The sequence below is a fragment of the Salibacter halophilus genome, assembly GCF_008806325.1.
In the GTDB taxonomy this organism is placed as follows: Bacteria; Bacteroidota; Bacteroidia; order Flavobacteriales_G; family Salibacteraceae; genus Salibacter; species Salibacter halophilus.
Genome location: NZ_WACR01000010.1, coordinates 17,687 through 38,602 on the forward strand (window position 1 = coordinate 17,687; position 20,916 = coordinate 38,602).

General features: G+C 41.1%; 20 protein-coding genes. 5 read left to right on the top strand and 15 right to left on the bottom strand.

Annotation, left to right across the window (positions count from 1 at the left end; genetic code table 11):
• The first annotated feature begins 38 nt into the window (after positions 1-38).
• The 3 genes from F3059_RS11510 to F3059_RS11520 all read left to right on the top strand — a co-directional run bounded on the left by F3059_RS11510 (position 39) and on the right by F3059_RS11520 (position 3,001).
• Positions 39-833, top strand: a complete 795-nt coding sequence (locus F3059_RS11510) for an SDR family oxidoreductase (protein WP_151169397.1) — start codon at positions 39-41, stop codon at positions 831-833.
• Between the two features lies 1 nt (position 834).
• Positions 835-1,857 carry a quinone oxidoreductase family protein gene (locus F3059_RS11515; protein ID WP_151169399.1) on the top strand — a complete coding sequence of 341 codons (1,023 nt, stop codon included), beginning with the start codon at positions 835-837 and terminating at the stop codon, positions 1,855-1,857.
• Positions 1,858-1,918: 61 nt separating this feature from the next.
• Positions 1,919-3,001 carry a chorismate mutase gene (locus tag F3059_RS11520; protein WP_151169401.1) on the top strand — a complete coding sequence of 361 codons (1,083 nt, stop codon included), beginning with the start codon at positions 1,919-1,921 and terminating at the stop codon, positions 2,999-3,001.
• Positions 3,002-3,202: 201 nt separating this feature from the next.
• Here the strand turns inward: F3059_RS11520 and F3059_RS11525 are convergent, their stop codons facing one another.
• A complete protein-coding gene (locus tag F3059_RS11525) occupies positions 3,203-4,321 on the bottom strand; it encodes a DUF819 family protein (RefSeq protein WP_151169403.1) in 1,119 nt (372 codons plus the stop codon).
• Positions 4,322-4,376: 55 nt separating this feature from the next.
• On the opposite strand from F3059_RS11525, the gene recJ reads away from it, so the two are divergent.
• A complete protein-coding gene (gene recJ, locus F3059_RS11530) occupies positions 4,377-6,110 on the top strand; it encodes a single-stranded-DNA-specific exonuclease RecJ (RefSeq protein ID WP_151169405.1) in 1,734 nt (577 codons plus the stop codon).
• Here recJ and F3059_RS11535 read toward each other — a convergent pair.
• The 6 genes from F3059_RS11535 to F3059_RS11560 all read right to left on the bottom strand — a co-directional run bounded on the left by F3059_RS11535 (position 6,088) and on the right by F3059_RS11560 (position 12,218).
• Positions 6,088-7,215 (bottom strand): PKD domain-containing protein, encoded by a 1,128-nt coding sequence (locus F3059_RS11535; protein WP_151169408.1) that lies wholly within the window; start codon positions 7,213-7,215, stop codon positions 6,088-6,090. The genes recJ and F3059_RS11535 overlap by 23 nt on opposite strands.
• Positions 7,215-8,480, bottom strand: a complete 1,266-nt coding sequence (locus F3059_RS11540; RefSeq protein WP_151169410.1) for a porin family protein — start codon at positions 8,478-8,480, stop codon at positions 7,215-7,217. The genes F3059_RS11535 and F3059_RS11540 overlap by 1 nt, the downstream gene beginning before the upstream one ends.
• Positions 8,477-9,052 carry an RNA polymerase sigma factor gene (locus F3059_RS11545; RefSeq protein WP_151169412.1) on the bottom strand — a complete coding sequence of 192 codons (576 nt, stop codon included), beginning with the start codon at positions 9,050-9,052 and terminating at the stop codon, positions 8,477-8,479. Before F3059_RS11545 ends, F3059_RS11540 begins: the two co-directional genes overlap by 4 nt.
• Before the next feature lie 117 nt (positions 9,053-9,169).
• Positions 9,170-11,149 (bottom strand): DNA primase, encoded by a 1,980-nt coding sequence (gene dnaG, locus F3059_RS11550; RefSeq protein ID WP_151169414.1) that lies wholly within the window; start codon positions 11,147-11,149, stop codon positions 9,170-9,172.
• A gap of 9 nt (positions 11,150-11,158) precedes the next feature.
• Positions 11,159-11,605 carry a toxin-antitoxin system YwqK family antitoxin gene (locus F3059_RS11555; RefSeq protein ID WP_151169416.1) on the bottom strand — a complete coding sequence of 149 codons (447 nt, stop codon included), beginning with the start codon at positions 11,603-11,605 and terminating at the stop codon, positions 11,159-11,161.
• On the bottom strand, positions 11,598-12,218 hold the full coding sequence (locus F3059_RS11560; RefSeq protein ID WP_151169418.1) for a NifU family protein: 621 nt from the start codon (positions 12,216-12,218) through the stop codon (positions 11,598-11,600). Before F3059_RS11560 ends, F3059_RS11555 begins: the two co-directional genes overlap by 8 nt.
• Positions 12,219-12,319: 101 nt before the next feature.
• Between F3059_RS11560 and F3059_RS11565 the strand changes: the two genes are divergently transcribed.
• Positions 12,320-12,838 (top strand): gamma carbonic anhydrase family protein, encoded by a 519-nt coding sequence (locus F3059_RS11565; RefSeq protein ID WP_151169420.1) that lies wholly within the window; start codon positions 12,320-12,322, stop codon positions 12,836-12,838.
• On the opposite strand, the gene murI is transcribed toward F3059_RS11565, so the two are convergent.
• From murI to F3059_RS11605, 8 genes are all read right to left on the bottom strand, one after another.
• Positions 12,825-13,610: a glutamate racemase gene (murI, locus tag F3059_RS11570; protein WP_223274606.1), complete on the bottom strand. Its 786-nt coding sequence runs from the start codon at positions 13,608-13,610 to the stop codon at positions 12,825-12,827. The genes F3059_RS11565 and murI overlap by 14 nt on opposite strands.
• Position 13,611: 1 nt before the next feature.
• Entirely contained in the window at positions 13,612-14,112 is a 501-nt protein-coding gene (locus F3059_RS11575) for an OmpH family outer membrane protein (protein ID WP_151169424.1), read from the bottom strand.
• 35 nt (positions 14,113-14,147) lie between these two features.
• The gene (locus tag F3059_RS11580) at positions 14,148-14,672 is read right to left on the bottom strand and encodes an OmpH family outer membrane protein (protein WP_151169426.1); all 525 of its coding nucleotides are present in this window, start codon (positions 14,670-14,672) and stop codon (positions 14,148-14,150) included.
• 7 nt (positions 14,673-14,679) lie between these two features.
• Entirely contained in the window at positions 14,680-17,436 is a 2,757-nt protein-coding gene (locus F3059_RS11585) for a BamA/OMP85 family outer membrane protein (protein ID WP_170265164.1), read from the bottom strand.
• Positions 17,321-18,067 (bottom strand): isoprenyl transferase, encoded by a 747-nt coding sequence (locus F3059_RS11590; RefSeq protein ID WP_151169430.1) that lies wholly within the window; start codon positions 18,065-18,067, stop codon positions 17,321-17,323. Before F3059_RS11590 ends, F3059_RS11585 begins: the two co-directional genes overlap by 116 nt.
• Before the next feature lie 49 nt (positions 18,068-18,116).
• Positions 18,117-18,947 carry a type IX secretion system protein PorG gene (porG, locus tag F3059_RS11595; RefSeq protein WP_151169432.1) on the bottom strand — a complete coding sequence of 277 codons (831 nt, stop codon included), beginning with the start codon at positions 18,945-18,947 and terminating at the stop codon, positions 18,117-18,119.
• Positions 18,948-18,983: 36 nt separating this feature from the next.
• On the bottom strand, positions 18,984-19,901 hold the full coding sequence (locus F3059_RS11600) for a DUF6089 family protein (protein WP_151169434.1): 918 nt from the start codon (positions 19,899-19,901) through the stop codon (positions 18,984-18,986).
• Positions 19,902-19,992: 91 nt separating this feature from the next.
• Positions 19,993-20,886, bottom strand: coding sequence for a DUF6089 family protein (locus F3059_RS11605; RefSeq protein WP_151169436.1), 894 nt, complete (start codon positions 20,884-20,886; stop codon positions 19,993-19,995).
• Between the last annotated feature and the right edge of the window lie 30 nt (positions 20,887-20,916).

Here is a 20,916-nt window from a genome sequence, read left to right on the forward strand (position 1 = left end):
AATTGTAAGTGAAAGTACATAATCGGCATTAAGTGAATATGACCTCAAAAAGAAATATTTGGATAACGGGCGCTAGCTCAGGAATAGGAGAGGCTTTATGTTTTGAGTACGCTGAACAGGGCTGCAATTTAATTGTAAGTGCCCGTAGAGTAGAAAAGTTGAAGGAACTCAAAGAGAACCTTTCTCAGTTTGATGTTGAGGTTGTCGTTCAGCCATTGGATATTTCTGATATTGCTTCTCACCAAAAAGTAGTCGATGACATCATTGAGAAAGTTGGAAGGGTAGATGAGGTTTTGCACAACGCAGGAATCAGTCAGCGAGCTTTTGCGATAGAAACAGATCTCGAGGTTGATCGCAAAATAATGGATGTCAATTATTTTGGTACTATTTCCTTGACGAAGGCACTGCTCACGCATTTCATTGAAAATAAAGGAGGAAAAATTGGTGTTACTACGAGTGTGACCGGAATGTACAGTTCACCTTACAGAACAGCTTATGCTGCCTCAAAACACGCTTTACACGGCTTTTTTGATGGCTTGAGGGCTGAGCATGTTCAGGATAATCTCCAGGTTACGCTTATTTGTCCGGGATTTGTTCGTACTAACATCGCCAATAATGCGCTAACCGGAAAAGGAGAGAAGCTGAATAAAATGGATGACGCGCAGGCTAATGGAATGAATCCTAAAGATGTTGCGTCAAAGATCTACAGGGCTATGCAATCCGGTAAAAATGAAATTTACATGGGCGGACTCAAAGAGGTGTCAGGTATTTATGTAAAAAGGTTTTTTCCTGCTCTCTTTGCTAAGGTTCTTTCAAAAGTGAAAGTGAGATAGTATGAAGGCAATTTACCTCGTAAAAAACGGAGATCCTAAAAAGGCGTTTGAGCTGAGAGATCACAAGATTGAAAGTCCGGGTGAAGGTCAGTTACTCATCAATGTTGAGTCGTTTGGACTCAATTACGCTGATGTAATGGCCCGAAACGGAATTTACAATGATGCACCGCCACTCCCTGCAGTTTTGGGTTACGAAGCTGTTGGCCGTGTTGAAGCAGTAGGCTCTGGGGCTGAGAAGTTTAAGAAAGGCGATCGTGTTTTGGCCTTTACTCAATTTGGTGGTTATGCTCAACAGTGTGTAGCTGACAGCAGGACAACTGTAAAACTTCCCGATTCAATTTCTAATTCTGCCGGAGTAGCATTGGCTACCCAATATTGCACAGCTTATTACGCGGCAATAAGAATGGCGAATATTCAGCCACACGAAAGAGTGCTCATTCATGCTTGTGCAGGAGGCGTTGGTATTGCGCTCACTCAGCTCGCTAAATGGTTAGGCTGTGAGGTTGTTGGTACTGCAGGATCTGACCAAAAAATTGAATTTTTAAAAGAGCAGGGCGTTGATTACCCGATCAATTATAGAAAAGAAGATTTTGCAACTTCGGTCAGAGCCAAGCTTGGCGAGCACCCAGTTGACGTAATATTCGACCCGATTGGTGGCAAAACCTTCAAAAATGGCAACAAACTCGTTCGTTTTGGTGGGCGTCACATCATTTTTGGTGTTTCTTCATGGAGCGGAAGCAAGGGAAATGTATTTGATAAATTGAAACTTGCGTGGGATTTTGGCTTAATGCATCCCCTTCAGTTCTTATTGAAAAGTAATGGAGTTATTGGACTCAATATGTTACGCATTGCGGAGCAAAACCCTTCTGTACTCGGTGATGTGATGGCTAAAGTTGTTGAACTCGCTGATCAAAATATTTTAATACCGCATATTAGAGGAGAGTTTAAAGCTGAAGAAATCGCTGATGCACATCACTTACTTGAAAGTAGAAACTCGATTGGGAAAGTCGTGGTAAACTGGTAGTTTCAAGTTTTATTGAAACATTTGAAAGGGAGGGCTGTTTTATTGGATACAGTCATTAGAAATGGGAAAAAAAGAAAAACATAATTTCACAAATAGTTGGATTAAACATTCAGATCCGTACCTGATAGCTGGCCCGTGTAGCGCTGAGACAGAAGATCAGGTAATGGAAACGGCTCGTCAATTAGTCGAATCGAATAAACCTCATTTATTCAGAGCCGGAATTTGGAAGCCGAGAACAAGGCCCAATTCATTTGAGGGTGTAGGTGAAAAAGGACTTCCATGGCTCAAAAGAGTGAAAGAAGAGTTCGGTTTACCAGTCACAATTGAAGTAGCAAATACTGATCATGTTGAGAAAGCGCTCAAATACGATATTGATGTTTTGTGGATTGGAGCTCGTACTACGGTTTCCCCCTTTGCCGTGCAGGAAATAGCAGAGTCGCTGCGAGGAGTTGATATTCCTGTTATGATTAAAAACCCGATCAATCCAGATTACGCATTATGGGTTGGCGCGATTGAAAGATTACTGAATACTGGGAACAATAAATTAGCAGCTATTCACCGCGGATTTTCATCCATTAGCTCTGAGTATAGAAATACGCCAAACTGGGAAATTCCTATTAAGCTAAAAACAGATTTCCCTGATTTGAAAATCATTTGTGATCCCAGCCACATCTCAGGGCAGCGCAATAAAGTTTTCAATGTTGCTCAAAAAGCACTCGACCTCGATTTTGACGGACTCATGATCGAAACTCATATCACACCTGATGATGCCTGGAGTGATGCCCAGCAACAAATTACTCCTCAACAACTAAGTGAGACTATGTCGCTATTGACTGTGAGGAGCAATACGAGTAAGTCAAAAACTTTTCAGAACCAGCTCGAACAGTTGCGTAGCCAGATTGATGAAATAGATGCAGAAATATTGAAATCACTCGCTAAACGGAAAGAAATCGTGGGCCAAATCGGTTCTTACAAAAAAGAGAACGATGTTACTATTCTCCAGTTAGAGCGATGGAGAGAAATTCTAGATACTCGAATACCTTTTGGTGAGGGAGAAGGACTCGATAAGCAGTTTGTAGAGTTGTTGCTTCAATTGATTCACGATGAGTCAATTAAAGTTCAAACCGATATTCTCAACGAATGAGTTTTACCTGATAAAAAAGGGTGAACCATTGGTTGAGTGGAATTATTTCTCAAAAAAATCATTTTTGATTTGGCTAGAGAAATAAAGTTGTCTTATATTTGTACTCAAGTAGGTGGTTAGTGGGGGGAGTCACTTAGCGTAATGCGGTGGCTCCCTTTTTTATTTTCAATTTATCCGGTTATTCAACCGGATTTTTTGTTTCTACAGGTTTTTGAAGATCTCAAAGAGTAGAATTCCAAGATAAGTTCCAACAGCATTTCCAAAGATGGCCATAGCAACTCCGGGAGCGATGAGCTTTTGATTTCCCGTTGCGTTTGCAACAGGACCAATGAAAGGCGGACCAAAGACTCCGGCTGTCGAGCTGATCATGAAGTGATCAGTATCCACTTTCAACAATCTGGAAAAAGAGATGTGAAGAATCAGCATTACGCCAAAAATGATAGCGCACATAGCAAAGCTACGCCAGTCACTGCTCACGAGCTTATCGAATTGAGCGAGCGTCCCCATTCCAAATGCAAAAATTAAGAGAAGGTAATCTGCGGTTTCATAGGTGAGAGGAAGGGCTCTGATCCGTTTATTGAAAGAAAATAGAATCCCTAAACTCGAAGCTCCAATCACGACAAACAATGCATTTAACTCATCAAAGAACAAAAAGGACAGTCCAATTGTGAGACCAACTGATCCTATTCCCCAGAGTAATGCCACAATCACATTTTTGAGATGACCCTTGAAACTTTTTAGTGTCACATTTTGAAATTGAAGAGGTACTTCCTTTTTCTTTTCACCTTTCTCTTTTGAAGGAAGAACCTTGCTGAGTAATGGCCTGGCTATAGAGACGAGTAGAAAGAAATAACTACCACTCAATATAACATCATATCCGTTGAGTAGTACAAACATTTCATCGCCAGCGTTGAGCGCAATCCCAATAGCGTTGAGGTTTGGTGTTCCGCCAGAAATCACTCCACTGTACATGGAAGCGATTATCGGTGCATCAGCTAGTTCATTGAAAGCGTAAAACCCTACAAAGGATGCAATGGTTACAGAGACTAAAAGTAATCCGTAAGATTTGAGCATCATCCCGGGATTTTTGAGCCACCCTTTGAAATCTGACGAAAAAAGAAGGAGAGGTAAAGCCAAGACTACCATGACTTCAATAATAGATCTTACCGTGTCGTGAGCAACATACTCCGGAATGGTATTCCCGATTAATATTCCGGCCGCGTAACACAGGATGATAGCATTTAGTGCCGGTATGCGTTGAGCGATCAATATTGCTACAGCAGGAAAAACCAGAAGAATTACGATGTTGAGTATTTCCATATTTTAACCTTCAATGCGGCCAAAAATACATTCAAAATTTTTCATCTTTGAAGTAATGGAAAAAAGATGGCACTTTATACCACCTGTTGACGAATCGAAATCGCTTGAACTTTCATCAGCGATAAACTGTCCGCTACCGCTTGCAACAATTCTTGTAAATCGCGGTGTTAGCAGTTTTGAAGAAGCGCGAGATTTTTTCAATCCGAACCTTGCAAACCTCCATGATCCGCTCATTATGGCTGATATGAAAACGGCTGTTGACCGGGTTCTGACCGCGAAAAAAAACGGTGAAGCAATTCTTATCTATGGCGATTACGATGTCGATGGAACAACATCAGTATCCATGATGTACAGTTTTCTAAAGCCGCATTTTGATGAAATTGATTATTACATTCCAGATCGTTACACTGAGGGTTACGGAATTTCTAAAGCTGGTATTGATTACGCGTCAGAAAATAATTTTTCTGTCGTAATAGCGCTCGACTGCGGAATTAAGGCCATCGAGCAAATGGAGTATGCCCGTGAGAAAGGAATTGATTTCATTATTTGTGATCACCACCGGCCGGGTGATGAATTACCGGCAGCTTTGGCTGTTTTAGATCCCAAACGATCAGATTGTGACTATCCTTTTAAAGAACTTTCAGGTTGTGGAGTGGGATATAAATTGATGCAGGCTCTTTGTGCAATTGAGCCGGAACTAGCCAATGCTAATCCACCGGCAAATTTTTTAGATCTGTTGGCGGTGAGTATAGCTTGTGATATTGTTCCTGTAAACGGTGAAAACAGGATTCTGCTGTTCCACGGTCTAAAGAAGATCAACGAAAATCCATCGCCCGGTATAAAGCGACTTTTAGGCGAGCACGCTGCTAATGATCGCGAAATCACTGTTAGCGATTTGGTTTTTATTGTGGGGCCTCGAATAAATGCTGCCGGCCGAATGGAACGTGCAACAAAAGCTGTTGCGTTACTCACAAACTCTGATGAGGCTCAGCTAAGCGAATTAGGATCCTTGATTAACAGTCAGAACCAGGAGCGGAAAGATTTGGATAGAGCGATCAATGAGGAGGCTCTCCAAATGATTGCTGAGGATAATTGGTATGAAAGCGCTGTATCTACAGTCGTTTACAAGCCGGGATGGCATAAAGGAGTCATCGGGATTGTTGCTTCTCGATTGATTGAAACACATTATAAACCAACGATAGTCTTAACCGAATATGACGGAAAAGTAACCGGCTCGGCACGTAGTGTGAGAGGCTTTGATATTTATGAGGCTATTGATGCCTGTAGTGACATCATTGAGCAATTTGGAGGTCATAAATACGCAGCCGGCTTGTCCATTTCTCCTAACAAGGTGGATGAGTTTAAAGAGAAGTTTGATCAATCGGTTAGGGAGCGGATAAAAGAGGAGCACAAGCAGCCTATCCAGGATATTGATGCTGTATTAACTCTCGATGAAATCAACAATAGCTTCTATAAAATCCTGAAAAGAATGGGACCGTTTGGTCCTAAAAATATGCTTCCTGTTTTTGCTACCCATTATTTGGATGATGCCGGATATTCAAAAGTCGTGGGAAGTGACGAAACTCATTTACGTGTTGTTGTGAAAAATGAAGGTTCAAATATCATGATTTCAGGAATAGGTTTTGGAATGGCCGATAAAATTGAAATTGTTCAATCAGGAGAACCTTTTAGTATTGCTTACACAATTGAGGAAAATACTTTTAACGGGAAAACGTCACTTCAAATGAAAGTAAAGGACATTCAATTTACGGATGAGCTACTCCAATAAATCCGGTTGCGTTGATGAAGTCCATTTTTTGCGAAACATCATTCACTTTGTATAGCTGAACGTTGCAGTTAAATTCTAGACGTTTTGTGTTCTGACCAAAACGGTTTTGCTCATAACTCTCCATTTCAACGATCTCGAAGTTTGCCCAACCCGGCTGTTCTTTAAGTTGTGATGTGTATTTGTCTCCGTTTTCATCAACATATTCTACCACAACTTCATTGTAATCGTGTTGATTAAATGAGTATTGTTTTGAAGTTGTATAACTGAAATTTCCAACTGTAAATGCTGATGTAGCTGATGAATCAACTAAAAGTGTTTTACACATAATAGCTTCACAGTTTACAGCATCAATGATTTTCAAACAAGCTGAAACAGTATCCTGTCCGCTAAAGTTTAAATTGGGTTGTTGATTGAGTGGCATAAAACCATTTCCAAAATCCCACAAATAAGTAAATGGCGCAACTCCGTTTTCAATAGCGTTGACTGTTACGTTACCGCCTGATGAAAAACTGTAGGTAAAATCTGCATAACAGCTTTTTGTTGGTGAAATTGTATTACAAGTTGTGACACTCGTATTGGAATCGAGATTTGTTACTGTCATGCAGGCTGTAATTGTTCCAACGGGAGTCTGGAAAAACACTGTTGGATTTTCTGACGTGCTTGTTTCGCCATTACTGAATGTCCATTCAACTTTGTAATTACCTCCGGGAGGTTCAATGTTGGAGTTGAAGGAGACATTGTATCCCGCCAGGCTAGAATCTGAAATGCTGCGGAAAGTTTTTTGTTGCGGTGAGAGCGTTGAGTCAACATGGCTCTGACCATTAGCGCGGAACTTGAAAGTCAATGCGTTTTCACAGGGATTGTCCATTTCACAGTCAGAACCGGCCATCATACCAACATATGAATTGATATTGGCGCTGTCAGAATTGTAATTGGTGTGCATGAAGTTGTTATCAATGCCACCTTTTAAGCTGATGGGGTTTTCACCCATTTGTCCATCGACATAGAAAACCACATCATTGCTGGATACTTCAGGAGTATCCTTGTCGCAGCTCAAAAGGAATAACGATGCGACAGCAATTGAAATGGATACAATTTTATTCATTACAGATTCGCCAGGTTGTATTTAGCGTAAATGCGTACGTTGAGGTTGTTGTCAACAGCAGAGTGATTGTAGTAATCATCTTTTACGACATCAGCAAAACCGTAAGATCCGCGAACACCCAAATTCAATTTGTTGAGAACAAGTCTCTCATAACCAAATTGAACAGAATAATCTATTTTGTTGAATCCGTCATTGTGACCGTACTCTGTTGAGGTTGAAACCTGTTGCTCAAAAGGTGTGTTGTGAATGTGTTCAACTGTACTTTTAGAGTTGATGAGATAACTAACACCAACACCGGCTTTAATCATATTATTCCCGATTCTGTAATTTGCAAAAACCGGCAACTCAAGATAATGTAGCACCTCATGATTGATGTTGTAAATATCAGTAACCCGACCAAAGCTGTACTCACCGCTCTCAATTGTTTTTGTCGTGTTAACACCGCTACGGTGGAGGTAAAGTACATCTGCCTCAAGTGAGAAGTTTGGATTGATGAGGTATTCGTAACCAAATCCACCAAAAGGATCTATCGCGTAATTTTTAGAGTAGTCTCCAGTTTTGTAAGCATTGCTTACCATTCCACCACCTATGAGGAAGAATCTGTGCTTCACGACTGGCGTGAAATCTGGAATCTTATCAGTGTAAATTGTATGATCGAGTGAATTTTCTTCTTTTGAATTGCTCAATAATTTCTCTAGAAGAGGGATTTCACTTAATGAATAAGTTCTTTTACCCTGTTTTATTTCGGTTGAAGAACTACTTTTCACATCAGAAAGTGATGATTGTTCTCTTGGATACGTTTGCCCCGCAGCGGCCCTGTTGGGCTCGCTGGTTTTGGCAAATCGCATTTGATCAGCACGCTTTTGGTTCCTTTTCGAAGTAGCGGAAAATGTTGACTTCATCTCTTCTTTCGCGAGCTGATCTTTGGGATTTTGGTTTGTTTTGGGGGTATCGTTTTCTTGTTCAAAAACATCTTTTCCAGAAAGTTTTTCCTGGTTGTTTTGAGACTGAGAATCACTGTCTTTTGTTTCTTGTTTCTCAGCGAGTTGATTATTTGAAGTTGAGTCAACAACAAAATAAGCACCTACTGAAAGTGAAACTAACAGCAATGCTGCAGCAGCAGCTTTCCACCACACAAAGCCTTTTCTCGAATTGCCCTGCTCTTTATTGAGCATAGCTTCAGCTTTATCCCAGGCACCTGGGTTAAAGGAGACTTTGCGGTCTTTCAGTCCTTCTTTAAAAATTTCATCTAAATCCTTGCTCATGCTGTAATACTCTGAGAGTTACTTGCTTTATTTTTATTCTTTTCAATTTGCTCCTTCAACAGTTTTCGTGCGTTGGACACGTGCCACTTTGAAGTTCCTACAGATATGCTGAGCATATCACTAACTTCTTTGTGACTGTAGCCATCAATTACATGAAGGTTAAAAACCTTTTGTGTAACATTTGGCAAATTTTGCAGCATTAGCTCCAGCTCTTCAGCATCAAAGCGTAAGTCTGCATCATTCATTTCAACTTGTCGGTGGTGGTGTTGGTCGTCAAAGTCGGTGTATTCTATGGTCTCTTGCTCTTTCTTCCTTTTCCTAAACTCATCTATCACAGTGTTGATCATTATACGCCTGATCCACGCTTCAAAGGGAATATCGGAATTGTATTTGTCGAGCTTGGTGACGATTTTGAGAAACCCCATGTTAACAAGCTCTTCTGCATCCTCTTTGTTGCGCTCATAGCGTAAACATACAGCCATAAGAATTCCGTAACACTGCTTGTAAAGCGTAAACTGTGCTTTTCGATCTTCCTTCTTACATAACTGTATAAGTTCCTGATCAACGATCATTCATTTTTAACTCAAGGCCTGTCTTTACTTGTTAACACATTAAGGTAAACGGGCATTATTTCACAATGGTTGGGTAAGTGGGTTAGTTTTAATAAACTTAGATTGGTTCTATATTACTTATCGGATAACGACTGACCCGCGCATTTCTGATAATTTCATCTTGATTTTATCCAATTCTCTCTGCTCTAAAAGAATGTCATCGATAGGTTCTTCGCTCTTGAAAGCGGTTTTCATCTTGTTTTGATTTGCCTGGATCATTTGGTTAATACAGGCCAGTTTGTACTTGTAAAGGGTCTTTTCAACATGATTGCCAACATGTTGTTCTTCGCGCTTTACAAATATGTTTTTCTTTTCCCAATCGTGTAGTTCGTAGCGTTCAGCCAGTAAATCAACCACAAACTCTCTTATTTTATCATTTTCGTGATGGATAAAGTGTTGTTCATCGATTGCTCCATCTCGTTCGATCAATTCAGCTATTTCTTCAAAAATGGTGTCATGGAGCTGACTTTGAAATGTGAGTTCGTCTGCTATGATTTCACTCACAAGAAACTCTCCCACAGCAACAGAAACCTCTTCTTCTTTTTGACTTTCCTCTAAAAAAATATTGGTATTTATCAATTCAGAGCCATACCTCAGGATTAATCTCAGGATCTCGCGTTCCTGATTTTTGATTTCGTCCTGAATAACAGGCTTTGTGTTTTCCTCTAAGAAATTCTCCGGTTCAGATTCAGGTAGGTTGCTTTCCCTTTCTTCGCGCTGTTGTTCCCTGAGTTTCTCTCTTCGTTGCTGGTTGAACTGATTTCGCCTGATCTTGTTTGTCTCAGCAATGATCGCTTTTTCCGGAACATCGAGTTTAGAACTGCATTCCTGGATAAAAACGGCTCGTGAAATATGATCGGGAACCTGCGCAATGGAGTTCACGATATCGCGAATCGCCTGTGATTTTTTGAGCGGATCGTTTTCTACGTCTTTTAGAAGAACGTTGGTTTTAAATGTGATGAAGTCGGTTTGGTTCTGACCAACATAATCCAGTGTTTTTTCCTTGCCGTAATTTTTTGCGTACGAATCTGGATCGTCCCCTTCAGGCAACAACACAACTTTCACGTTCATGCCTTCCTGCAGGATAAGGTCGATTCCGCGAAAGGATGCTTTAATTCCGGCCGGGTCACCATCGTAAAGGATTGTGACGTTTTGGGTGTAGCGTTTTATGAGTTTTATTTGGCCTTCGGTCAGAGCCGTACCAGACGAAGCTACCGCGTTTTCAATGCCGGCCTGGTGTAGCGAGATAACATCGGTGTAGCCCTCAACTAAAAAGCAGAGGTCGTTTTTGATGATGGAGTGCTTGGCCTGAAAAATCCCGTAGAGAATGCGGTTTTTCTTGTAGATGTCACTCTCAGGGGAGTTGATGTACTTTGGAACTTTGGGATCTGACCGTAAAGTGCGAGCACCAAAGCCTACTGGTCTTCCTGAAAGATCGTGAATGGGAAAAATGACACGCTCGCGAAATCCATCGTATTTACCGCGATCATTTTGTTTGATTAGTCCGGTTTCGAGGAGGTATTCGTCTTTGTAGCCTTTTTCCTCAGCGGTTTTGGTAAATATGTTTTTGCCCGGAGCATACCCGAGATCAAATTTTTTGATGATGTCGGTTTCGAACTGGCGCTCCTTGAAGTAACTCAAACCAATTGCCTGGCCGTCTTCTGTTTCGTGAAGTTGGTCCTTAAAAAAGTCTAAAGCAAAGTTTGTGACGATGTAAAGGCTCTCACGCTTGTTTTGTTCTTCGAGCTGTTCTGGCGTTTGCTCACCATCTTCCTCAATGGTGATGTTGTATTTGTCTGCTAGGAAGCGGAGTGCCTCAGGATACGACATGTGTTCGTGTTCCTGGAGGAAAGTGACTACGTTACCGCCTTTGCCTGAGCTGAAATCCTTGAAGATTTGCTTGGCAGGCGAAACCATGAAAGAAGGTGTTTTCTCATTGACGAATGGTGAGAGCGCCTTGAGGTTTGAACCTGCTCGCTTTAGGTGAAGAAAGTCACCAATGACTTCTTCAATACGAGCGGTTTGCATGATTTCATCTATGGTCTTCCGCGCTATCACCTGCTGGCATTAATATGATTCTGTTTTTAGTAGCTTTCCGTTTTTGTCCCAAAAGTGCCAGCTACCAGATCTTTTTCCGTTTTTGTATTTGCCCTCGTACCGTTTTTGGCCGTTGTCATAATAAACGGTTCTTTTTCCGCTGGCTTTATCGTTCTCAAAAGAGCCTTCGCTCTTAATTTTACCGTTTTGAAAGTATGCTTTCCAGTGCCCGTTTCGTTTTCCATCTGGCGTAACAGGCCCCTCCATTAGCTTTTCTCCACTGTCGTAAAAATACTCTTTTTTGACTTGATAAACAGTGTCTTCTCTCATTTGATAATGGAGGACTACATGTTTTTTGCCGTTGGAATACGTTTTTTCGATTTTGGAGAAAGTCTCATAACTTTCCTCCGTATTGCAATTTGAGAAAAGGGCAATACTGATAAAGGCAACACATAAAAAGTTGAATAATCTACGCATCTTCAGCTACTACTTCTTGAACTTCAGGTAAATGTTCTTTGAAAAGGTTTTCAATTCCAAATTTAAGTGTTTGAGTTGAAGAAGGGCAACCACTACAAGCTCCACTCAATTTAACAGTAACTTTTCCTTCATCAAAGGATTTGAAGTGAATAGCTCCACCATCTCCTTCAACTGCCGGACGAACATATTCTTCGAGCAAGTTGATGATCTTTTCTTCCATCTCATTTTGCGGAGTGGAAGTTACTTTGATCTTTTCAGATTGATTGTCTTCGTTTTTGGTTTCGTGTCCGGTTGTTTTGGGCGGTTTTGTAAAAACAGGCTGATCAGCACGGAGATAATTGGTGAGGTATTCTCTCATTTCCATCACGACATCATCCCATTCGATGAAATCTTTTTTCGTTATTGAAACAAAGTTGCTCGAAAAGAATAGACTCTCCACGAATGGAAAAGTAAAGAGAACTTTCGCGAGAGGTGCGTCCTGGCACTCGAGCTCTGAAGTGTATTCAACTGATGCTCCGTAAGGAACCAGAATCTTGTTGGCCACAAACTTCATCGTTTTAGGGTTGGGAGTGGTTTCAGCGTATATTGTAAAAGGAACTTCTTTTTCGCTCATGATTGCGTTGTTTTAAGAATGCAAATTTAGTAAGTGATGGACAATTGAATACGTCATTTTTATGAATTAGGTTTGTATTTAACACCATAAAAAGATTAAAGATGGCATTAATAAAGTCGTGCAGAGGTTTTAAACCCAAATTTGGCGATGATTGTTATTTAGCTGAGAACAGTACAATCGTTGGAGATGTGACATGCGGAGACGAGTGCAGCTTTTGGTTTAACTCGGTTGTTCGCGGAGATGTTAACTCGATCAAGCTCGGGAATCGTGTAAATGTTCAGGACGGTGCGGTTATTCACTGCACGTATGAAAAAACGCGTACGATTGTCGGGAACAATGTTTCAATTGGTCACAATGCTTTGGTTCACGGATGCACAGTTGAGGATAATGTGCTCATCGGGATGGGAGCTATAGTGATGGATAACGCTCACATTCCTGAGAATGTGATCATCGCAGCCGGGGCGGTCGTCCTTGAAGGATCAAAGCTCGAGAGTGGCAGTATTTATGCTGGAGTTCCGGCTAAAAAGGTGAAAGACTTGAGCGAGGATTTATTCAAGGGTGAAGTGCAGCGTATCGCGCAGAATTATGTGAAATATTCCGGTTGGTTTAAAGAGGAGTAACTTTAATAGCTCTGTTTGGCTGTAGTCTTTTCGCCAATTCAGTCATGATTTCTTTTGATCCGGTGGTGTACATTTGGTCAGATCCGAGTGGCTTGTCGGCTAACGCGTTTAGCTCGGTCAAAATCCGCTTAGTCTGTTTGGCTACTGCTTCACCTGAATCGATGATTTCAACGTTGGTCGGAACCAGGTTCTGAATGATGTCTTTGAAAAAAGGGTAGTGCGTGCAGCCGAGGACGATTTGATCAGCATTTTGCTCCAGCATTGGTGCGATATAGCGTTCGAGCAGTTTTTTTGACTCTTCAGACTCGATGCGGTTTTCCTCAACCAACTTAACAAGTCCTTCACCAATTTGCATCACAGATTCTATATCGTTTCCAAATCTGCTGTAAGTATCGTGAAAGTGCGGACTATTTAGCGTTCCTTTCGTGGCTAAAATACCTATACAGTTTGTCCTGGTGTTTTGAGTTGCTGGTTTCACAGCAGGCTCTACTCCTACAAACTGAAGGCCCCGGTACTTTTCTCGTAAGTGCTGAATTGCTTGAGTTGTAGCTGTGTTGCAAGCTACAATGATAATCTTGGCATTGTGGTTGAGTAGAAAATCTGTGTTTTTTTCTGATAGATGAATGATTTCATCTGTCGATTTGTTACCGTATGGGGCATTTATGCTATCACCCAAATAAAAAAACTGCTCACGAGGGAGCAGTTTCACAAGTTCATTCCAGATGGTAAGACCACCCAGTCCAGAATCAAATATACCTACAGGTGCATTCAATTTACTGTATATCTAAATGCTTTTTAACAGCGGGTAACAAATTATCTCCATCAGGGTAGTGGAGTAGCATTCCGTTACTTGTGTCAAAAACATAATCGTAACCTTTTTCTTCAGCAACAGCATCAATTGCTTTTTGGGCTTTGTCGAGTACCGGTTGTAGCAGTTCCTGTTCTTTTTCAGAAAGTGATTTTTGAGCAGTTTGCTGGAACTTGTTGATACGCTTTTCCAACGAGCCGATCTCTTCCACTTTGGATTCTTTTACCGGATCTGACCAAAGCGCTTGATTTGATTGGTACTCTGAAACTTTTGATTCGTACTCTGTAGACATTGTTGTCAATTGCGATTCGAGCTCTTTGGCATATTTTTCTAATTCAGCCTGTACCTGTTGACTGGCTGGCATTGCAGCTAAAAGCTCGTTAGAGTTGATGTACCCAATTTTTTGTGCTAGTCCACTAGTTGCGATTCCCGTAAGAAGTGTTGCAATTATGATAAAGGTTCTCATATTCTATTGTGTTTATTTAAAAATGGTTTACAAAATTATTCATCAGATGTTGATAAGCCTAACTTTCTTATGATAACATCGCTTTTATCGTAGCGAGGATCAGAAAAAAGTATATTTGAGTTACCGGCACTTTTATCGAAAATCACAGCGTAGCTGCGGTCTCGGGCCAGTTCCTTTATGGCTTCAAAAATCTCATCCTGTAGGGGTTGTATTAATTCCTGTCTTTTCTTGAAGAGTTCGCCTTCAACACCAAACTTATCACGTTGATATTTACGGGCTTCTTCTTCTTTTTCTTTTATTTCAGCCTCTCTTTTCTTACGCATATCAGGCGTTAAGAGAATTTTCTCTGCCTGGTAGGCCTTTTTCATTTTATCGATTTCAGCATATTTTGCCTCAACCGTTTCCTGCCAGCGAGAGCTCAAAGCATCTAATTCTTTTTGAGCTTCTTTGTACTCGGGCATTTGTTTTAAAATGTACTGAGCATCAACGTAAGCAAAACGCTGTGCTTGCATGCTAACAGCAACTGCGAGAAAGGTGAATATGACCAGTAACTTTTTCATAGTGATACTATAGTTGACCAAGATTTGTGCCAATCGTGAAATGCACCTGTGAGCGTTCCATTCCGCTGCGGCCAGGAACTTCGTCAAATCTGTAACCCCAATCGAGGCCTAGCAAGCCAAACATCGGTAAATAAACTCTCACACCCACACCGGCACTTCGGTAAACGTCAAATGGATTCCAATCGTAAAGGTTTCCCCAACTGTTACCCATTTCAAAGAATGTGAGGCCGTAAATCATGGCCTGTGGGTTTGTTGAGAATGGGTAGCGCAATTCAGTGGTGTATTTATTGATGAGAATTCCACCAACATTTTCTTCATTACCTCTAATGCCACTGTTTGTTACAGTTTGATCACCATAACCGCGCAATGCAATAATTTCACGTGCATCAAGGTTAAACCCTGTGAGACCGGAACCACCTAAGTAAAAGCGCTCAAACGGAGCGTTTCCTACTTCAGGTGTGTAGCGGAACAAACCGCCAAAGCCAACTTTGGTGTAGAGCACAAACTTGTCAAAGATTTTAGAGTACCATTTAGAAGTAAACTTCCATTTGTGATATTCAACAAATTTGAATCGCTCCTTCGTTGATAGCGTTGTGTAATCTTTTCCGTTGAACCATGAATATGGAGGTGTTAGCTGAGCAGAAATGGTTGTTTGAGATCCTGAAGTAGGGAAGTAGAGGTCATCCATTGAACTTCTCGATAGCGAAATTTTATAAAAGATGTTGTTAGCGTGTCCATCAGAGAAGTTTTCAAAAGTTCTCCATTGGTTAACATCGTAGTTTTGATAGGCAATTTCCTGTTGTAGTTGGAAATTGTCATCTGGCCATCTCAGTCTTTTTCCCAAACCGATAGAAGCACCAAAGATGTTTAATGCTCTACGGTTATCGCTATCTCTCTTTTCACCATTTGTTTGGATGGAGTAATAAGTACTTACCGTAAGTGCATTAGGGCGTTTACCGCCAAGCCATGGTTCAGTAAAGCTGATGTTGTAAGACTGGTAAAAAGTACCGTTAGTTTGCGCTCTAATACTCAACGATTGGCCATCACCTGATGGTAAAGGTCGCCATGCTTCTTTGTTGAATAAGTTGCTGGTTGAGAAGTTAGAGAAACGCAAACCGAGCGTACCTACGATAAAGTTTCCACCCCACCCACCAGAGAGTTCAATCTGGTCAGATGGTTTCTCCACAACCTGATATTCGATATCAACTGTTCCGTCTTGCGGATTAGGAGTTGGAACAACATTCATTTGTTGTTGATCGAAATATCCGAGCATTGATAACTCGCGCTGAGTACGCATGATATCACTTCTGCTGAAAAGATCACCGGGCTTGGTTCTGATTTGACGCCTCACTACGTGATCGTGCGTTTTCGTGTTTCCTGAGATTGTTACTTCGTCAATTCGTGCTTGTTTTCCTTCGTAAACTCTCAGTTCAAGGTCGATAGAGTCATTTTCAACTCTCGTTTCAACAGGCTCAACCTGGAAAAACAAGTAGCCGTTATCCATGTAAAGCGAACTCACATCAAGTCCTGCCTGATTCATGAATAATCGTCTTTCCAGTATTGTGGGGTCGTACACATCTCCTCTTTCAATGCCGAGTATGCGTGATAACCTGGCAGTTGAATATTTCGAATTTCCTATCCACTTGATGTTTCTAAAATAATAACGATCGCCTTCTTCAACTTTGATGTGAATATTAACCAGTTTGTCGTTTATCTTTTCTACGGAATCGGTAACAATTTCAGCATCACGATAACCCATTTCGCGGTATGCACTAATCAGTTTTTTCTTATCCTCTTTGTACTTTGAGCGAAGGAACTTTGCATTCTTAAAAATCCTGAATCTTACTCGGTTCTGAAAGTAATTTAAACTGAGGGTGGAAAGTGTATCAGTATTTCCTTTCCAGGTTTCTTTTGCCAGGCTTTTGATAAAGTCATCCATTTTATAAAATGGCTTGAAAACAGACTTCTCATGGGTTTCCTTCATCGCTCGCTTGAGCTTGGCATCGCTGATAGCTTCGTTGCCATTGATGAAAATCCGATTGATTTTCACCTTTTTCTTTTTGTCGACTTTTATAATGACGAAGATGTGGTTATCGAATAAAGTGTCTTGCTTTTGAACAACCTCCACCTGAGTGTTCAGGTACCCTTTATCTACGAAGTGGTTGCGGATTTTGCGCTTGGTGTTTGCTACAACACTATTCGTGAGGATCTTCTCTTTGTAGAGATTGATTTTTTCGCGAATATCATCAGCTTCAGATTTTTTAACACCTTCAATTCTAAATCTCGACATTCTGGGCTGTTCCTGAACATAAAAGTCGAGTGAAATTCTTTCTCCTTCAATCTTTTTGTAAGAAACCTGAATATCAGAAAATAAACCTTGTTGCCACAAGTTTCTTATCGCACTTGAAATTTCATCTCCTGGAATTGTTACGCGGTCTCCAATGGTCAGACCCGTAAGCAGAATGATGGCATTTTTATCGAGCGATTGGGTTCCGGATATCGTAATGTCGCTAATTATGTACTCTTTAGGAGCAGAGTAGTTGATGGATGATGACGATCCTGAACCTCTGTTCGATTGAAGTTGTAATTGAGCTATGGCCGGTGAAAAGGCGCAAGACACAATGAGCACAACTAAAGTAAATAGCGCTTTATTTAACTGCGTATTGTTCGCTCGTTTTGCCAAATCGTCTTTCTCTTTTTTGGTATTCCTGAATTGCTTGATGAAGATCGGGTTTCCTGAAGTCTGGCCAAAACTTGTTAACAAAGATTAACTCCGTGTAAGCCAGTTGCCACAGCAAAAAGTTGGAGATGCGATACTCGCCACTGGTTCTGATCATTAATTCTGGATCAGGGTAGTTTGCCGTAGCTAAAAAAGACCCAAATACTTTTTCATCAATATCGTCTATATCGATTTTATCATCTTTAACTTCCTGTGCGATTTTTTTTGTTGCGTTGAGTATTTCCCACCGCGCACTATAGCTCAAAGCGAGTATAACACTCATGTGAGAGTTATCTTTTGTCGCTTCAATCGCCTTGTTGAGCTCTCTTTGACATCTTTTTGGCAAGCTGTGTAAATCACCAATTGCCAATAAACGGATGTTATTTTTGTTTAGTGTGTTGACTTCTTTGCTGATGGTATTCACTAATAACTCCATCAAAGCCTGGACTTCGAGTTTTGGTCTGTTCCAGTTTTCTGAAGAAAAGGCGTAAAGAGTGAGGTATTTCACACCGAGCTCTGCCGATCCTTCAATGGTATCGCGCACTGCTGAGATAGCATTTTTATGGCCAAAAATACGAGCCTTACCCTGGCTCTTGGCCCACCTGCCATTTCCATCCATGATGATGGCAATGTGTTCAGGTACTCTCTCTGGTATGATGCCTTTAACTTTCTCCATAAACAAAAAAATCGCCCTTATTGACGACTTTCGCGCAAATATACTTTAACTATCTCGATTTCCACTGATTGAAGTGGCAATGATTTGGGTTCTTGTGTATGTTGTATGTTAGTGTAATGCCGGCAAATGAAAACCAATCAGTTGTTTGTGAGTTTCCTCTTTGAGTTCCCCAGTTAGATCCGTCTTTTCCCTGTTGCTTTACGCTTCGGTCTGATAGATCGGCACCAGTTTCACTGAGTTGTTGTGGACTGTCAGGGTACATGCCGCTTACATCATCCAGGTAATCGGTGAAGGTTTTTCGCATTCCCCATTCTGTTGTTACAATTAACCTGTCAGAAAGCCTGAATTTAAACCCGCCACCAAATGGAATGGCAATACTTGTTCTACTGTATTCTTCTAACTCTGTTGTGTAAGCACGTAATTCGTATTCGTTTTGTCCGATCCTTGCTTTTGGGTTGAAATTGAAGACGCTCAACCCACCGTAAATAAAAGGTGTGAATTTATCAGGCCCTTTAAAATAACTCATGGGATTATAAGGATCAAAGTAGAGGAAATTGAATTCCATCACGGCTGAAGCCTCATTGATTGAAGAGTAGAAACTCAGGTTGCGGTTTTGCTGGAAGGGATCAGTTGAGTTTCCATCATTACCAGAAATATTCCCATGTGTTAAGTTAAAACGCATGGCCCAGCGGCTATTAAAATTGTAGCGGCCGGCTAATCCCAGCGCCATGTGAGTATTTTCAAGAGGGAAGTATGCGTTGGGGTTTAGATCACCTGTATAATAAGAAACTCCCCCAAAGACACCTAATTCAAGGTACCGTTGGGGAAGTGCTTTAATTCCAATTATTAAAAAGACTGCTATTAAAAGGCTGTTCTTCATTTTCAGTTCGCTAACGAAACAGCCACAAAATTATTTTTAGAATCGAGTTCTGCCAGGTCCTTTTGACTTCATTTTGTAACTTAATGTTAAAAAGCCAAACATATAAGTATCTAACCTGTCAGGATTTCCTCTTGTACCGTACTGTTCGCGGGTTAATCCTGATGGTGGGTTGCTACTCAATCTTTTATCTGCCATATCAACGGCTTCTTGGCCATATTCTGCAGCTAGTACATCTGGATTGTAATATTTTCCGCTCACATCATCGAGGTAATCAGTTGTTGTCATGCGCAAACCGTACTCGAGACCGATTGACCACTGACGATCGATTGCATATTTAAACCCAAAACCGATTGGGAATGCAATTGATACTTGTGAGTAATCATCTGGTCCGCCCGGTAGGCCTTGACCTTCAGTGTTCAATGGAGCAAGTTTCACCCATTCGTTGTCAGCGTTCTGACCCTGAGGATCAAAATAGAATGCTCCAATTCCACCGAATAAATATCCTGAGAAGCTCTCGAGAGTTTGACCTCTCAATCCAGGTAAGCGATAAACAGGACCAACTTTTTCCTTGATGAAGTAATATTCACCCTGAACAGAAAGTTCAATCACATCTGAACGGAAGTTTAGGTTTCTGTTTTCACGCCCCGGGTTTCCTGCGTATTCATCAGATCCGTAAATTCTGCCGTAAGCGAGGTTTCCTTTGAAAGCAACACGCTCAAGAGCTCTGTACTTGTAGGAACCTTTCACCGAAGGCCTGGATACAACAAACTGGAAATCGCCAAAGCGCGTACCGTCTCCGGTAGTGGCTCCACCCAGGTCACCGAGATAGTTTGACGCTCCAACGCCAAGACTGAACTCATGCCTGTAACGCTTCCAGCGCTGACCATAAGAATTTAAAACTGTACCAAATAATAAGAATAGAAGGAAGGCCTGAAGAATGTTTCTAGCCTTCATAATAATGGTTGTTTGTAAAAGAGTTTAAAAGGTAAGGTGCTACAAATATAGAGTTATTATTTGTAAATCAGCAAATTTTATTTGAAATGAATTAGAATTTGGGTCTTTTTTTCCGTTTAAAAATATTGAGTTGTAGTTTTTGATCTTTAGCTAATTTATAATTAAACGTGAAAAAGCCTGCAAAATAAAGGTCGTTTCTATCGGGGTTGCCTCGAATACCTCCGCTATTTCCCCTCCTGTCACTCAACCTTCTATCGGCCAAGCGGGCAGATTGAGCCCCAACTTCACTTCTCAATTCACTTTGGTCGTAATATGTGGTACTCACATCATCGAGATAATCAGTAGTGGTGAACCGCACACCAGTTTCAAATCCAATACTCATTTGTCTGTTGATTAGGTATTTAAAACCCACTCCAAATGGGAAAGATACCGCTATGCTACCGTATTCTGATGCACCACCTTCTAATCCCTGACCTTCCGTTTTGAGTGGACGGAGGTCAACCCAACTACCATTTATTTGTCCCTGTGGATTGTAATAGAATGGAGCGATTCCACCAAAAAGGTAAAGCGAATAATCAAATCTTTTGTCATCTCTGTATGTTACCCCGGGACCGTTATATCTACCGAGTGGTTCTTCGACAATATAGTATTCAAATTGTGCTTTGAGCTCCAGGATATTTGAACGAAAATTGAGGTTTCTGTTTCTGCGACCTTCATTTCCTGAAAATTCATCACTTCCGGTAACATGTAGAAAAGAAAAGGTTGTTTTGAAAGCCGTTCGGTCGCTGGTTCTAAGTCTGTAACCGACCTGAGCTGAATAGCGAATAGTTTGAAAGTCAATATCTTTCACGTAGCCGCCATCTCCTGTTCCGCCACCGAGGTCGGTGAGGCAACCGGCATATCCGGCTCCTGCTATAAACTCATTTTTGTAATAGCGCCATGAATTTTGCGCACAAAGGTTTACAGCCAGGAACGCGAATACCATAAGGGATATGAGGTACTTTTGGTTCACTGT

Bases quoted from the DNA above. Each gene is read 5' to 3' on its own strand.
- F3059_RS11510 (WP_151169397.1), top strand. From the start codon at position 39: ATGACCTCAAAAAGAAATATTTGGATAACGGGCGCTAGCTCAGGAATA.
- F3059_RS11515 (WP_151169399.1), top strand. From the start codon at position 835: ATGAAGGCAATTTACCTCGTAAAAAACGGAGATCCTAAAAAGGCGTTT.
- F3059_RS11520 (WP_151169401.1), top strand. From the start codon at position 1,919: ATGGGAAAAAAAGAAAAACATAATTTCACAAATAGTTGGATTAAACAT.
- F3059_RS11525 (WP_151169403.1), bottom strand. From the start codon at position 4,321: ATGGAAATACTCAACATCGTAATTCTTCTGGTTTTTCCTGCTGTAGCA.
- recJ (WP_151169405.1), top strand. From the start codon at position 4,377: ATGGAAAAAAGATGGCACTTTATACCACCTGTTGACGAATCGAAATCG.
- F3059_RS11535 (WP_151169408.1), bottom strand. From the start codon at position 7,215: ATGAATAAAATTGTATCCATTTCAATTGCTGTCGCATCGTTATTCCTT.
- F3059_RS11540 (WP_151169410.1), bottom strand. From the start codon at position 8,480: ATGAGCAAGGATTTAGATGAAATTTTTAAAGAAGGACTGAAAGACCGC.
- F3059_RS11545 (WP_151169412.1), bottom strand. From the start codon at position 9,052: ATGATCGTTGATCAGGAACTTATACAGTTATGTAAGAAGGAAGATCGA.
- F3059_RS11555 (WP_151169416.1), bottom strand. From the start codon at position 11,605: ATGCGTAGATTATTCAACTTTTTATGTGTTGCCTTTATCAGTATTGCC.
- F3059_RS11560 (WP_151169418.1), bottom strand. From the start codon at position 12,218: ATGAGCGAAAAAGAAGTTCCTTTTACAATATACGCTGAAACCACTCCC.
- F3059_RS11565 (WP_151169420.1), top strand. From the start codon at position 12,320: ATGGCATTAATAAAGTCGTGCAGAGGTTTTAAACCCAAATTTGGCGAT.
- F3059_RS11575 (WP_151169424.1), bottom strand. From the start codon at position 14,112: ATGAGAACCTTTATCATAATTGCAACACTTCTTACGGGAATCGCAACT.
- F3059_RS11580 (WP_151169426.1), bottom strand. From the start codon at position 14,672: ATGAAAAAGTTACTGGTCATATTCACCTTTCTCGCAGTTGCTGTTAGC.
- F3059_RS11590 (WP_151169430.1), bottom strand. From the start codon at position 18,067: ATGGAGAAAGTTAAAGGCATCATACCAGAGAGAGTACCTGAACACATT.
- porG (WP_151169432.1), bottom strand. From the start codon at position 18,947: ATGAAGAACAGCCTTTTAATAGCAGTCTTTTTAATAATTGGAATTAAA.
- F3059_RS11600 (WP_151169434.1), bottom strand. From the start codon at position 19,901: ATGAAGGCTAGAAACATTCTTCAGGCCTTCCTTCTATTCTTATTATTT.
- F3059_RS11605 (WP_151169436.1), bottom strand. From the start codon at position 20,886: ATGGTATTCGCGTTCCTGGCTGTAAACCTTTGTGCGCAAAATTCATGG.